The organism is Gardnerella rara (assembly GCF_055452355.1).
Genome location: NZ_JBVBJP010000003.1, coordinates 19,639 through 33,737, shown reverse-complemented (window position 1 = coordinate 33,737; position 14,099 = coordinate 19,639). Strand labels below are relative to the sequence as shown.

General features: G+C 44.0%; 12 protein-coding genes and 2 tRNA genes. 10 read left to right on the top strand and 4 right to left on the bottom strand.

The features are described from left to right. The first annotated feature begins 87 nt into the window (after positions 1–87). Together uvrB and ACZ0NX_RS03345 are read left to right on the top strand one after the other, a co-directional pair. On the top strand, positions 88–2,202 hold the full coding sequence (gene uvrB / locus ACZ0NX_RS03350) for an excinuclease ABC subunit UvrB (protein WP_415696053.1): 2,115 nt from the start codon (positions 88–90) through the stop codon (positions 2,200–2,202). Between the two features lie 398 nt (positions 2,203–2,600). Continuing rightward, positions 2,601–4,511 carry an InlB B-repeat-containing protein gene (locus tag ACZ0NX_RS03345; RefSeq protein ID WP_464405516.1) on the top strand — a complete coding sequence of 637 codons (1,911 nt, stop codon included), beginning with the start codon at positions 2,601–2,603 and terminating at the stop codon, positions 4,509–4,511. Between the two features lie 273 nt (positions 4,512–4,784). Here ACZ0NX_RS03345 and ACZ0NX_RS03340 read toward each other — a convergent pair whose 3' ends face one another. Further along, positions 4,785–5,063, bottom strand: a complete 279-nt coding sequence (locus ACZ0NX_RS03340) for a type II toxin-antitoxin system YafQ family toxin (RefSeq protein WP_415695570.1) — start codon at positions 5,061–5,063, stop codon at positions 4,785–4,787. Beyond that, positions 5,063–5,338 (bottom strand): type II toxin-antitoxin system RelB/DinJ family antitoxin, encoded by a 276-nt coding sequence (locus ACZ0NX_RS03335; protein WP_415695571.1) that lies wholly within the window; start codon positions 5,336–5,338, stop codon positions 5,063–5,065. The genes ACZ0NX_RS03340 and ACZ0NX_RS03335 overlap by 1 nt, the downstream gene beginning before the upstream one ends. A gap of 491 nt (positions 5,339–5,829) precedes the next feature. Here ACZ0NX_RS03335 and pyk point away from each other — a divergent pair, with 491 nt between their 5' ends. Further along, on the top strand, positions 5,830–7,269 hold the full coding sequence (pyk, locus tag ACZ0NX_RS03330; protein WP_415689574.1) for a pyruvate kinase: 1,440 nt from the start codon (positions 5,830–5,832) through the stop codon (positions 7,267–7,269). A 164-nt stretch (positions 7,270–7,433) separates the two neighbouring features. Here the strand turns inward: pyk and ACZ0NX_RS03325 are convergent. After that, positions 7,434–7,507 (bottom strand) — tRNA-Leu (locus tag ACZ0NX_RS03325). 150 nt (positions 7,508–7,657) lie between these two features. On the opposite strand from ACZ0NX_RS03325, the gene ACZ0NX_RS03320 reads away from it, so the two are divergent. The 6 genes from ACZ0NX_RS03320 (at position 7,658) to ACZ0NX_RS03295 (ending at position 11,736) form a co-directional block, all read left to right on the top strand. Continuing rightward, positions 7,658–7,730, top strand: a tRNA-Arg gene (locus ACZ0NX_RS03320). A 68-nt stretch (positions 7,731–7,798) separates the two neighbouring features. Then, positions 7,799–9,208, top strand: coding sequence for a bifunctional UDP-N-acetylglucosamine diphosphorylase/glucosamine-1-phosphate N-acetyltransferase GlmU (gene glmU, locus ACZ0NX_RS03315; protein WP_464405513.1), 1,410 nt, complete (start codon positions 7,799–7,801; stop codon positions 9,206–9,208). 37 nt (positions 9,209–9,245) lie between these two features. Further along, the gene (locus tag ACZ0NX_RS03310; RefSeq protein WP_415695573.1) at positions 9,246–9,617 is read left to right on the top strand and encodes an RsfS/YbeB/iojap family protein; all 372 of its coding nucleotides are present in this window, start codon (positions 9,246–9,248) and stop codon (positions 9,615–9,617) included. A gap of 41 nt (positions 9,618–9,658) precedes the next feature. After that, positions 9,659–10,480, top strand: coding sequence for a histidine phosphatase family protein (locus tag ACZ0NX_RS03305; protein WP_415695574.1), 822 nt, complete (start codon positions 9,659–9,661; stop codon positions 10,478–10,480). A 215-nt stretch (positions 10,481–10,695) separates the two neighbouring features. Beyond that, positions 10,696–11,217 carry a LytTR family DNA-binding domain-containing protein gene (locus ACZ0NX_RS03300; protein ID WP_464405511.1) on the top strand — a complete coding sequence of 174 codons (522 nt, stop codon included), beginning with the start codon at positions 10,696–10,698 and terminating at the stop codon, positions 11,215–11,217. A 69-nt stretch (positions 11,218–11,286) separates the two neighbouring features. Further along, a complete protein-coding gene (locus ACZ0NX_RS03295; RefSeq protein ID WP_415689583.1) occupies positions 11,287–11,736 on the top strand; it encodes a DUF3021 family protein in 450 nt (149 codons plus the stop codon). A 139-nt stretch (positions 11,737–11,875) separates the two neighbouring features. On the opposite strand, the gene ACZ0NX_RS03290 is transcribed toward ACZ0NX_RS03295, so the two are convergent. Continuing rightward, a complete protein-coding gene (locus ACZ0NX_RS03290; RefSeq protein WP_004130565.1) occupies positions 11,876–12,280 on the bottom strand; it encodes a pyridoxamine 5'-phosphate oxidase family protein in 405 nt (134 codons plus the stop codon). Positions 12,281–13,034: 754 nt separating this feature from the next. Between ACZ0NX_RS03290 and ACZ0NX_RS03285 the strand changes: the two genes are divergently transcribed. Beyond that, the gene (locus tag ACZ0NX_RS03285; RefSeq protein WP_464405508.1) at positions 13,035–14,030 is read left to right on the top strand and encodes a DMT family transporter; all 996 of its coding nucleotides are present in this window, start codon (positions 13,035–13,037) and stop codon (positions 14,028–14,030) included. The last annotated feature ends 69 nt before the right edge of the window (positions 14,031–14,099 follow it).

The window sequence follows — 14,099 nt, the reverse complement described above, 5'->3', positions numbered from 1 at the left end:
GAAAAATCGCAAGCAACCGCGCGATTGTTTGGTTTAGTAAAATAAATAAAATGCTCTTGATGCTATTAAAGCTCTTGGAGAAAAATAATGTCGAATAAAATTCAGCGCACAAACAAGCCTTTTGTTGTAAAAGCGCCGTACGAGCCTTCGGGCGACCAGCCGCAAGCAATCGACGAGCTGGCGAATCGCATTGAAAACGGCGAAAACGACGTTGTTTTAATGGGCGCAACTGGCACTGGTAAAACTGCTACAACCGCTTGGCTAATTGAGCGTTTGCAGCGGCCTACACTTATTATTGAGCCGAATAAAACTTTGGCAGCTCAGCTTTGCGCGGAGTTTCGCGAGCTTATGCCAGATAATGCTGTGAGCTATTTTGTGTCTTACTACGACTACTATCAGCCAGAAGCGTACATTCCGCAAACAGACACGTATATTGAAAAAGACTCGAATATTAACGACGATGTTGAGCGTCTTCGTCACGCTGCTACAGCGAATTTGCTTACTAGACGTGATTGCGTTGTTGTGGCTACTGTTTCTTGCATTTATGGACTTGGTACCCCAGAGGAGTATGCCGAGCGAATGCTTATGTTAAGCGTTGGCCAGCAGCTTGAGCGAGACGATTTATTACGCCAGTTTGTGAGCATGCAATACAAGCGCAACGACATTGCGTTTACGCGCGGAACTTTTAGAGTGCGCGGAGATACGGTTGAGATTATTCCTGTGTACGAAGAATTAGCTGTGCGAATTGAGTTCTTTGGCGACGAAATCGACAGAATTACAATGCTACATCCGCTTACTGGGGAAGTGATTCGCCAGGAGAGTAGCGTGCATATTTTCCCAGCATCTCACTATATTGCGGGTCCTGAGCGCATGGAACGCGCGTTAGAGGCGATTGAGTCGGAGCTTGGCGAGAGAGTTGCGCAGCTTAAAAAGCAAAATAAATTGCTGGAAGCTCAGCGTTTGGAAATGAGAACTACGTACGATTTGGAGATGCTTCGCCAAGTTGGAGTGTGCCCTGGAGTGGAGAATTATTCGAGGCATTTTGACGGACGCGCGGCTGGCACGCCTCCGCATACGCTTCTTGACTTTTTCCCAGACGACTTTTTGCTAGTTTTAGACGAGTCGCATGTAACCGTGCCGCAAATCGGAGCTATGTATGAGGGTGATGCTTCGCGCAAAAGAACGCTTGTTGAGCATGGCTTTAGGCTGCCATCTGCAATGGATAATCGCCCGTTAAAGTGGAACGAATTTTTGGAGCACGTTGGTCAAACTGTGTATCTTTCGGCAACGCCTGGCGACTACGAGTTGGGGCTTTCGGATGGCGTAGTTGAGCAGATTATTCGCCCAACTGGTTTGCTTGACCCTAAGATTGAGGTTCGACCTGTGGAAGGTCAAGTTGACGATTTGCTGGCGGAAATTAAGGCGCGTGTTGCCAAAGATGAGCGCGTGCTTGTTACGACTCTTACAAAGAAAATGGCGGAAGACTTAACTGATTACTTCCTTGAGCTTGGAATTAAAGTTGAGTATTTGCATTCGGATGTTGATACTTTGCGCAGAGTGGAGCTTTTGCGCGAGCTTCGCGAAGGGAAAATTGATGTGATTGTTGGTATTAATTTGCTTCGTGAGGGCTTGGATTTGCCAGAAGTTTCGCTGGTTGCGATTTTGGATGCAGATAAGGAAGGCTTCTTAAGGTCTTACCGCTCGCTTATTCAAACGATTGGCCGCGCTGCTCGTAATGTTTCGGGAACTGTGCTTATGTATGCGGATGCTGTTACGGATGCTATGAGCAAGGCGATTAGCGAGACGGAGAGGCGTCGCGAAAAGCAAATCGCGTATAACAAGGCTCATGGAATTGACCCTAAGCCTTTGCGAAAGAAGATTAGTGACGTTAACGACATGCTTGCTAAGGAGGATGTTGATACTCAAACTTTGCTAGCAGGTGGTTACAGGAATGCTAATAAGGCTGGGAACTCGCATTATGGCGTGCCAAAAGAGCCGAATCTGGGGCAGCAAAGCAAAGAAAAGCGTATGGCGAATATATCGGCCTTGCCGCAAAGCGATATTATGTCTTTGATTAAGAATTTGAGCGAGCAAATGCATACGGCGGCAGAACAGTTGCAATTTGAGTTGGCTGCGCGATTGCGCGACGAAATACGCGATCTTAAAAAAGAGTTGCGGCAAATGGATGCGGCTAATAAGTGAGCTTAATGATAAATAATTGTCTATGATTCACGCGATGTCTTTGCGTTGATAGATAATCAACCGAGTATTATTCTAAATTTTGTTAATGTGAAAAATAAATTTATTTTATTTTTTTTTGAAAAATACTTGACAAAAGGGTTTAGATAGAGCATGCTCAGACAGACAGACAGACAGACAGACAGACAGACAGACAGACAGACAGACAGACAGACAGACAGACAGCATAACTCTATCTCTTTTTCCGTAGAATTTTTTAATAGGCAGAAATATATACCTATCCATTAGGTATATATTTCTGCCTATTTTTATGCAATTTTTCAAAACAATAAAAGGAACATCAATAGATTGATGAGGCGATGTATAAGGTGAAAGCGTTAGTAAAAAAGACAATGGGCCTATTGCTGGCTACATTAGTAGCATTTGGCGTAACGGCTGGAACTACGCAGGCATTTGCTGGTAGCAGTGCGGGAACAGGTAAGAAAGACGCATTAAAGAAAAACGATAAAACCGCTAAACCCGCTATTCAGCCCTCTAATCCGAGCTACGAATATACGGAAGTAGACATGCAGGAACCGTATATAAGAGATGCAGAGCTGCATGTTTATTCGGTAAAAGACGATAAAGGCTCGCCTGCAGCCGATATAACTATCACTTACAAAAATTCGGCTGGAGTTGACCCTCAGCTTACAGGTGTAAGGGAGTATACTGCCACTGCAAAAAAAGATTGGGTTTTTAAGAATTGGACGTACGGGCAGTTCTTAAACGGTAATGACCGCGGAAATTACCACGCCCTTTTCTATTCATTCTCGGCAAGTCACGAGCACAAGACAACTGCTTATACATCGGGAAATGTGATTTCCGTAAACAGAACGGGAACTATAGGAGAATCAGCATTAATTAAGCGAATTTATAAGGTCTATGCAAACCTTAATCCTACTATAATGGCAACTGCCGGTGTTGGCGGATCGATAACTCCTGCCGGAAAGACAGAAGTCCAATACGGAGAAAATCAGACATACAATTTTACAGCCAACGAAGGATACATAATAGCTTCGCTGAAGATAGACGGAGTAGAACAGACCGTCGAACATACAGCTTCGGGTTCATATGAATTCAAGGCTGTAAAATCGCCTCACACTATAGAAGTAAGCTTTGTAAGAGAATACACGATAACTTATACTGATGGCGTTGACAACGAAGCAATTTTTACCGATCAGGTTTACAAAGCTGCTTCGGGTTCCGATACTCCTGCTTTTGAGGGAACCGCTCCAAGCAGAACAGATTATGTTTTTACAGGCTGGACTCCTACCGTTGCAGATAAGGTGACTGCTAACGTAACATACGTCGCTCAGTGGAAGCGGATTCAAAGAACAGTTACTTTCAAGGACGGCGATAAGACTCAAACGGTGAAGGTAGAAACGGGTAAGGCTATTGATACGGATGCGTTGACCGACCAGTCTATGCCACAAAATCCTACAAATACTGGTTACACATTTAAAGAATGGAACACGAAGAATGATGGCAAGGGCGAGACGTTTACAGGAGCAAGCGTAGTTAATGGCGATATGACTGTGTATGCCATTTACACACAGGATTCTAAGACGCCGCAGCCTAAGACACCGCCTACACCTCCGCAGCCGGAACCTAAGACACCAGCTCCTACGCCGAAACCTAAGCCGGAGCCTAAGACACCAGCTCCTGCGCCTAAGCCTAAACCTAAGACACCAGATCCTAAGCCTCAGCCTGAGACGCGAGTGCAATATAGCTTCGAGCCTGCAATTCTTGATACTCAAGAAGCAGAAGTCTTGCATGGCAAGATGAAGTATGAGGCGGATGACACGCTTCCTTACAACACGCAAAAGAAAATCAGTGACCCTGTAGATGGTCTTAAAATTACCACCCATACAGGCAGCTTTGTTAACGGTAAATGGGTACCAATCGATAAGGTAGAAATTACTCCAGCTAAGGATGGTCTTACAAAGGTTGGTAATAAGCAGGTTACGCACGAGGGCAATAAAACTATTATTACTACGTATGATGTTGACCCTGATACTGGTGAATTAACCAATCCGAAAAAGCACATATCTATGCCTATGGCTAGTTCGATAGATTCTTCTGCTAATGGTGACGGTTCTACAAGCGGCTCCGATGCTTTGCAGCCTGTTGGCGCGCGCTCTGCCGATGCTCTACCAAACACGGGTTCAAACGCCTCTGGCATAACGTTTGCATTTTTCGGTGCGATGGTGTTTGGCATGTTTGCGGCTTCTGGAGCTGCGGCAAATTGCAAGCGCGCTAAGCATTTGCGCTAGTCGCAGCTAATCGCATCTCATAACTCCCATAAATTAAGGCGGGCACTTGTACGCAACGTGCTCGCCTTAATTATGCATCAAAGTCAAAAGAGTACGCGACTGTTTAAAAAATAAAATAACACATTTTTAAATCTACAGCTTTTTTATTGATAAAAGATTTAGTGTATGGCGACTGTAAGCTGGCTTGGCGTGATTTTTGAAGAGCCTGAACAATGTCTTTAATGGATGAGTATAAAATAAAAGTCACTTGTCGGGTAAAAGAGCATCTTGCTCTTACAGGTTGAATAGGTCTGAGTGACTGCCAGTGTCGATGAGTGTGAGGGTAAGAATATCATCCTCTATTAGGTAAACAAGTAGCCAGTCTGGTTTAATGTGACATTCGTGAAAACCGTTGAATTTTCCTTTGAGTATATGGTCTTTGTATTTAGGATTAAGTGCAATACCTTGTCTTAGGTTATCTACTACTTCATCTAAAAGAGAAAGGTCGATTCCACGTTTAACCATACGCTTGTAGCTTTTCTTATAAGCGTTTGTAAACTTAACGTTGTACATCAGTCAGATAAAAGCGCTTTCTTAAGGTCTTCCATAGAAGAATACGATGGTGTGTTAGGGTCTCTGGAAATTCTTTTTCCTTCTTCCATTGCTGCTAACGTTTCGGTATTAAACTTTGGGACTTCTATTTTAAAGGGAATACCTCCGTGCAAAACACACTGGCGTAAGAAGACGTTCACGGCACTTGACATATCGATGCCGAGTTCTTTAAACAGTTCGTTTGCTTCTGTTTTGACATTACTATCGATACGAATTTGAGTAGGACTTGTTGCCATAGTATCAACCCCTTTCAAAACGATTATGATACAAATGGTATACGTTGTCAAGCAAAATAAACAGACGGTCGTTGCTATATGGTTGGAATCTCTGCGAATTGACTCAATTGTGTTGTAAGGCTTGACTAGAGTATTATTCTTGTGATTGGCGAGTTTTCATTCCGACGATTGGCGAGTTTTTGTTACGACGATTGGCGAGTTTTTGTTCCGACGATTGGCGAGTTTTTGTTACGACTATTGGTTATGGCTGATTACACGGATAAGCTTATAGGACTTGCGTTGAAAGAAAATAATTTAGAAAGATAGTTGTGGCTAATCGCAGTTAATCGCAAGGTAATTGTGATTAATAAGCGAGCGCAGCTAGTCGTGATTAATCGTAGTAAAAAAATAGGCGCGAGTTTTGCCTATAGGTCACAATTTGCTGGTACACTATTACTCGGAAAGTGGGTATTTTCCCATTTAAAAATAAACAAAGGAAACAGGCAGGCATTATGAGAAAAGCCAAAATTGTTGATACTATTGGACCAGCTACCGAATCGTTAGAGGGCATTACCAAGCTTGTTGAAGCTGGCATGGATGTTGCTCGCTTAAACCGTTCGCATGGCACTCCTGAAGATCATTTGCGCGTTTACAACAACTTGCGCGAAGCTTCAAAGACTACTGGTCGTAATGTTGCTGCTCTTGTTGATTTGCAAGGTCCAAAGATTCGTTGCGGTTGGTTCAAGAAGAACGCTGACGGCGAAGACAAGGTTTATTTGGAAGAGGGCCAAGAGTTCGTTATCACCACAGACGATATTGAGGGTGATGAGCATCGCACTTCCACAACCTTCAAGGGTTTGCCAGGAGATTGCCACGCAGGCGATCCAATTTTGATTGATGACGGCAAGGTTCGTCTTGAGGTTACCAAGGTAGAAGGCAACGACGTACACACTAAGGTTGTTGTTGCTGGCCCAGTTTCTAGCCACAAGGGCATTAACCTTCCAGGTGTTGCCGTGTCTCTTCCAGCATTGACTGAAAAGGATGAGTCTGATCTTCGTTGGGCTATTCGCACTGGTGCAGACATTATTGCAATGTCGTTCGTGCGTTTTGCTACCGATATTGATCGCGCTCACGAAATCATGGACGAAGAAGGCCGCCGCATTCCAATCGTTGCAAAGATTGAGAAGCCACAGGCTGTTGCAAACTTGGAAGAGATTGTTAAGACCTTCGATGGCATTATGGTTGCTCGTGGCGATATGGCAGTGGAGATGCCACTTGAGCAGGTTCCACTCGTTACCAAGCGCTGCATTGAGCTTTCTCGCCAATACGCAAAGCCAGTAATCGTTGCTACCGAAGTTCTTGGATCTATGGTTAACTCTCCAGTTCCAACTCGTGCAGAGGCTTCTGATTGCGCTAACGCTGTTCTTGACGGCGCCGATGCAACTATGACCTCTAACGAGACTGCAGTCGGCAAGTATCCAGCAGTTACCGTTCAGACTATGTCCCGTATTTCTCAATACGCGACTGAAAATGGCTACGATCGCATTCCATCTGTGGAGCTTGACATGTCTAGCACGGGTGCAGTTTCTTCTGCAGCTGTTGATTTGGCAGACAAGCTTAACGCTAAGGCGATTGTTGCTTACACGCAGACTGGTCGTACCGTTCACCGCATTTCTCGCGAGCGTCCAGCTGCTCCAATCTACGGCTTGACCAACAATGAGCACACTTATCACTGGTTGGCTTTGAGCTGGGGCACTGAAGGCTTCTTGATTAGCGAGGACTACCACGATATGAACCGTCATGATCTTATGATCTTCACCGACAAGGTTCTTCGTGAAGCTGGTAAGGTTTCTGACGGCGACAAGATTGTTGTTTTGAGCACTGCTCAGGGTGAGCGCCAGGCTGGTCGTACCGACTCTATTTACGTTCACACCGTTGGTGCTTGCGATTAATCGCTAGTTGATTGCTAGTTGATTGCTAGCTAATCGTAGTTTTCTAAGCGCGCATCCTTTTTGGGTGCGCGTTTTTGTTTTAATTGCAAAATCGGGGGCTGCGCGTGTGCGCGAGATGGAAGATAACAAAAACGCCGCTTAGAATGTAAGCGGCGTTGTGCACGTGCCCCCGGTGAGACTCGAACTCACACTGCACAGATTTTGAGGCTGTTTCCTCTACCAATTGGGATACAGGGGCATCTTAAATTATCCGCGTTTTAACGCGACTTGATGACTATACCACATTTTGCAGAGTAATCAAATATACCGCGTGTTGCGCGATATTAATTTGCAAATTATTTAAGACTGGGTGTGTTGGTGTAAGAATTTTGGTATAATTGCAACTTGCGCCTCTGTAGCTCAATGGATAGAGCAACGGCCTTCTAATCCGTTGGTTGCGCGTTCGAATCGCGTCGGGGGCACTTTTGCTTTGCTCTTGTGTTGTGTTGAAAAATCTTTCGGCACGTATTATGCAAAATAAGGAGCGCATGTGGAAAATCATAATGTAGCCGCAGCAATAATTCTGGCAGCAGGTGATGGGACGCGCATGCGTTCAGCAACTCCAAAGGTATTGCACAAGTTTGCGGGGAAGACGTTCTTAAATCGCGTAATGGACGCAATGGCGGGCATAAATCCAGGGGAGCTTGCTGTAGTGGTTCACGCTCAAGCGCAACTGGTGTCGCAAGCAGCGCAAAGCTACAACAACGCTGTGCGGATTGTAAATCAAGACGATAAGCCTGGAACTGGCAGGGCTGTGCAGTGCGCAATGCAAGATCTTAACGAAGCTTCAAAGCAGCAATATGGTAGTGCGCTTAAAGGTTCTGTGGTAATTGCTGCAAGCGATATGCCACTTTTAGATACGCAAACATTGCAATCGTTAATCGATTTTCACAATAATCAAGGAAACGCGGCAACTGTTTTAACTGCTGTTTTAGACGATGCCACTGGCTACGGGCGAATTGTGCGCGGAGAAAATGGCGATGTTTTGCGAATTGTTGAGCACAAAGACGCTAATGCAGAAGAGCTTGCGATTAAGGAAGTAAATACGTCGGTATATGTGTTCGATGCAAAAGTACTTAGCGATGCTATAGAAAATCTTGATTCCAAGAACACTCAAGGCGAGTTCTACTTAACAGATGCGCTAGAGCACGCTCGCGCAATGGGGCGTGTTGGAGCAATGTCGTCCGCAGATTCGTTGAGCGTAGAAGGCGTAAATACTCGCGTTCAATTAGCTGCGCTTGCAAAAGCATATAACAAGCGCGTTTGCGAAAAGTGGATGCTTGAAGGCGTGACTATTTTAGATCCAGATACTACATGGATTGAAGACGATGTTGTTTTACAAGAAGATGTTACGGTTCTTCCAGGCTGCTTCTTGCAAGGGCACACAACTGTTAAAAGCGGTGCGGTTGTAGGGCCGTACACTACGCTTATTGATGCTCAAGTAGATGAAGATGCGGTTGTGGAGCGCTCGCGTGTGCAAGAATCGCATATTTGCCGCGCTGCAAACATTGGGCCGTGGACGTATTTGCGACCAGGAAATGTGCTTGGCGAGGAGAGCAAAGCGGGCGCGTTTGTGGAAATGAAGAAAGCGCATATTGGAAACGGCACTAAGGTTCCGCATCTAAGTTATATGGGCGACGCTGATTTGGGTGAGCACACGAATATTGGCGGTGGCACGATTACAGCAAACTACGACGGAGTGCATAAGAATCACACGACTATTGGCTCTAACGCGCATGTTGGCGCAGGAAACCTGTTTGTAGCTCCCGTTACTGTTGGAGATGGAGTTACAACGGGTGCAGGATCTGTTGTTCGCCACGATGTTCCAGCGGATTCCATGGTGTATTCGGAAAACACGCAGCACGTTGTAGAGGGCTGGAAGCCAGCTTGGGAGCGTTAGTTCGCTAGTTCGTTAGTTCGATAGTTAAGGAGAAACAATGGCAGTTTCAGAAAAATCTTTTAACTCGGTTAGGATTGCTGTGGCTGCAGCCTATAGGTTAAAAGCCACTAATATCCAAGCTTTTGACGTTAGCAATATGCTTCGTAAAGACATTATGCTTGTTATTATCGTACCTAACGAGGATCAAGTATCGGCTGTTAGTGATGAAATCGAAAAATACTTGTATGTTAAGGAGAACAAGCGCAAGCCAATACCTGAAGAAACCTCTAAGTTATCGCAATGGTTTTCGCTTGATTATGGTGATTTTGTAGTTTATGTCGTATGTGAAGATGCTATTCCAGTATATCGTCTTGATAATTTATGGAATGGTCTTCCTTGTATAGATTTGCGACTTCCGCGGCATGCTTAATCATCTGAAAAATAAAGTAAATTGAAAGGTAGCGCAAGATAATGGTGGATTTTGTTGAAAGCGCAACGCAGATTGCGCATAATGCCAATAAAAACAGCGCTCACGAGGGCATTGCGCGTTCTGTGATGCTTGTTCGCCATGGCCAGACGCCTTATAATGCGCAATTTAGACTTCAAGGCATGATTGATATTGCTTTAGATGAGTCTGGAATAGACCAGGTGACTCGCTCTGGCAAGGCTTTGCGCGTGCTTTTTGGAGCTTCTGATTTGGAAGATCCAAAGGATCCAAATAGCCAGGAGCATGTGCGCATTACGCCAGAAGAAGCCGATGCAAGTTTTGTTGCCATTGTTTCTCCACTTATTCGCGCTCAGCAAACTGCGCATGCTTTTGCAGATAAGATTGGCCTTAATGTTCACGTTGAAAATGGCGTGCGCGAGCGCTTTTTTGGCGAGTGGGAAGGCCTTAATCGCCAGCAAATTAGCGAAAAATGGCCTGAAGATTTTAAGTCATGGGTTGACGGCAAAGGCGGCGAGCTTAATCACGGTGCAGAAACAAAGCAAGAAGTTGGCGAGCGTGCGGCGAGAGCTGTAGAAGATTGGGCGCGCAAAACTGGCTCCGACCGCGATTTACTAGTGTTTTCGCACGGATCGTGCCTATCTCAAACTGTTCATAAGCTTCTTGGACTAGACAAGGTAGACCCTTCTTACACGGAGATTGGCGGAATGGGAAACGGCCGTTGGGCGCGCCTAATTCCAAGTCTTAATTCAGATGGCTCGATTCATTGGCGTTTGGATGCTTACGATCAAGGCCCTGCAGCAGACCCTACAAGCCAGCGTCTTATTCGCATTTGGGGTGCAGCATAGAGGGCTGAGTAGACGGCTGAGTAGGAAGATGCGTTTTTCTATTTTTCGCCGCTTATTTGCCGCTTAAAACCCAAAAGCTACCGCTTAGCGATTTTGTAAAGACAGACTATTTACAGTGCCGTATAGTCAAAATTACAAAACAAAAAGCTAGCAACGCTAAGAAAAGTTAGCAATAGCTAGCAAACGCTAACGGTAGTATACGGAAGGGAGGCCTGATGAAAGTAACGATTGCTATTGTGCCGCCAGAAGAAGAGCAGCAGGCTCAATTGTCAGTTCACAATATTGACGATAATCTTAAACGCATTATAGCCAATTTGCAAAGCGTTGATTCTAAAGATGCAAAAGCAAGCGGCGCTGAAAATAATACTGTAAATGCTGTAAATAATGCTGTAAATGCGGCAAATAGCAACAATAATTCATTCATATATGGTTATATTAACGATTCGATTATTGTTATGCACGAGCCAGATGTGATTATGATTTGCGTAGAAAATTCGCGCGTAATCATTCACAGCGATAAAGGCGAGTGCGTTTCTTACAAGCGCCTGATGGATTTTGACAATCCGCAATTTGCGTCGTTTGTGCGCATATCTAAATCCGCAATCGTGAACTTGAATCGCATTGTTCGAGTCGATCCAGGATTCGGCGGAAGTATGAGCGTAAAAATGGACGACGGAAGCGTTGAGTGGATTAGTCGCAGATGCTTGAGCTCGTTCAAAAAGCGCTTAGGAATGTAGTTTTAAGCGAATTTTTAATACTAAATTTTTAATACTAAATTTTTAATACTTAAAAAGGAAATGATTATTATGGAAAAGCAAGTTACAACTTTAGGCAAAACAATGGCAAAAAACATTGTTAAAGGCATTGGCATAGGGTGCACTATTTTTACTGCAATCAGTTTTGTATCTAGCCTGTTAGCGCATAGCGCGGTTGGAAACAGAATTGCATCTTATGCTGTAGCAGCGTTTGTTATAGGCATAAGCTATGGAGTGTTCGCTATTTTTTGGTCGAATGATCGTATGTCAAATCTCGCAAAGTTTGTGTTTGCGCTGGTGCCGCCAATTGCTATTCAATTTATTGTATCCGTGATTGTTGGGTGGATTTCATTCAAAGATGAGCCAGCTGTGATTTGCGGATGGATTGCGTTCACTGTTATTTTCCCGATTGCGATTGCTGCAATAATTTATTACTTCGAGAAGAAGAAAGCGGAAGAAATGAACGCTAGGTTGCGCGAATTGCGTAAAGAAAGCAAGTAAAAAATTATCAGATAAAAATTGAGTGGTGTTCATCTTCGCCATTGAGGACGAACGCCACTCGCTATTTTAAAACGCATAGCCGAATGGTCATAATTCATTCGGCGTTTTGTTAGTTTTTTGCAAAAAATTAGTATTTTGATTAATCTTTAGCAATCGTCTTTCCAGCGTTAGCTCCAGAAGTCAAATCCTGAATCTCAGTAATCTCCATAACAGGAACGGCCGCTGGCTTCTTCGTACCTTTTTCTTCTGCAACGCGAACCTGCTCGTTGTAAATCGCGTCATCTGTGTGAAGAGTAACAGTTCCGCGGAAGCGATAGCCCTTCTTTTCTGCCAAATTTGCAACAGCAACAACCAACTGGCTGCCATCTTGCAAGTTCTTAAAATGCTGACCTGCAGTGCGCTCGTGGTAAGCAAGGTGATTATCGTCAAGCACAAACATCGACATCTTTGGGCCAAGATCAAGCTCGCCATCTTTGCTAATCGTTGCAATCCAAGCCAAATTGTTCTCAATAAAAGTCTTCATATCTTCGCTAAGAGTTGCCATGTTGAGTCCTTTCTTCAACTGATTATTGTGCAATCAAGCAATCATACGATTATGATTCAATCACCTTTAAGATTACGCGCAATCATGCATATAAATGGTTAAAAATCGATGCGTTTTTGCAAAAATGCGTAAACTTGTGACATAAATCACCAATTGAACAAAGTTGGGAGTCTTGTAGCGCGATTCTCCTATTTGTTGTTGCGCGAGGTTTGAGTATTTCTCTCCTCGCAAGTCCCGTCGCTACGCTCCTCTTTTATTGCTCGTAGAGAAATACATCAAACCTTCTGGATATCTAGAACTTTTGCGTGGCTTTCATCGCCGAGATTCTCGATTTTTCTTGCTACTTCAGCGAATCACCACCTTCGGCGCTGAGGTTCGCTTCATCCGCTGCGAAAAATCTCGAATCTCTACTTCACTTGGCGTAACCACGCGCGAACGATTTTCCTGCTTTTGTTTATTTTTGCCCGCGTTTGTTGTCGTGTTTGGTGTTTTGGTAAACAAGCGCGGGCAAAAATAAACAAGCGCGCGCTCCGACCTGCCTTCGAGCTTAAATCATGAATCGTAAATCTTAAGGCAATAGCGCACTGTCAAGCGCTAATTTCGTAATAAAGTCGGAAATTTTACGAAGGAACGCCGATGGGTTGTACTTTTCTTGTATTTGTGTCTATTCTATAAAGATTATAAGGCAATTTAGCTAACTTAAAGAAAAATTTAATGTTATAGACTCGTGATTTGAAGGAATGGGGGGAGTGACATGAGTGAAATAAATAACGCGGTTCAACCAAGGCAGAACAATCGATTTACTGTAAATATTGCGCGAATCATGTTGCTCTTATGCGCCGCAATTTGGGGAGGAAGCTACGTTTCGTCTAAATACGCCCTAGAGGTATTCTCGCCGCAGTGGCTTATGGGAGTTCGCATGCTTGGAGCGTGCATAATAATGGGCGTAGTCTTCTTTAAAACAATCCGCAAGAATTTTACTAAAAAGCTAATAATTCCTTCGCTTTTAACGGGCGTTACATACTACGCATCTTTAGTTACGCAAACAGAAGGATTAAGGTGGATAGACCCAGGAAGAAGCGCTTTTCTTACAGCTGCCTACTGCGTTATAGCACCATTTTCCGCATGGATGATTATTAAAAAGAAGCCAACACTTTTAGGGATTATTGCGGCTCTAACATGCGTTGTGGGTGTTGGATTTGTTGCATTAAAGCCAGGCTTGCTCGTTCTTACGCTTTCTCACGGAGATGTTTTAACTCTTATTTGCGCGGCTGTTTTTGCGTTTAACTTAACATACTTAGCGTATTACTCTAGGCAGTACAATCCCGTTGCTTTAACATTTGGTCAGTTTTGTGTTTCTGGAGTTCTATTTTTGTGCGGAGCTGCAATAAGTGAGCCTTTGCCTAACTTTAGTGCAGAAGATAATTGGATTACGTTTATAAACATGTTCTATCTTATAGTGATAGTGACTGTTGTTGCTCAGGTTATTCAAAACTACACGCTGATTTATCTTTCCACAGCTAACGCTTCTGTGATTATGTGCACAGAATGCTTGTTTACATTGCTATTTTCTAGCATTCTTTACAATGAGCAAGTAACAAGCATGGCTTTTGTTGGATTTACATTGATTTTTGCTGCGATTCTTCTTGCAAGTTTGGCAGAGCACATTGAGCTTATAAAAGCAAGGAAAAAGCAAGACGCTTATAAATCTAAGGCAAACGTGGCATCTGCGCCAGCAACTACAATCTAAGTAGTAGTCAATTTGAATACTAATCAGTGAATGTTGTTTGGTGAATAGTAGTATATAACAATTTTTAAG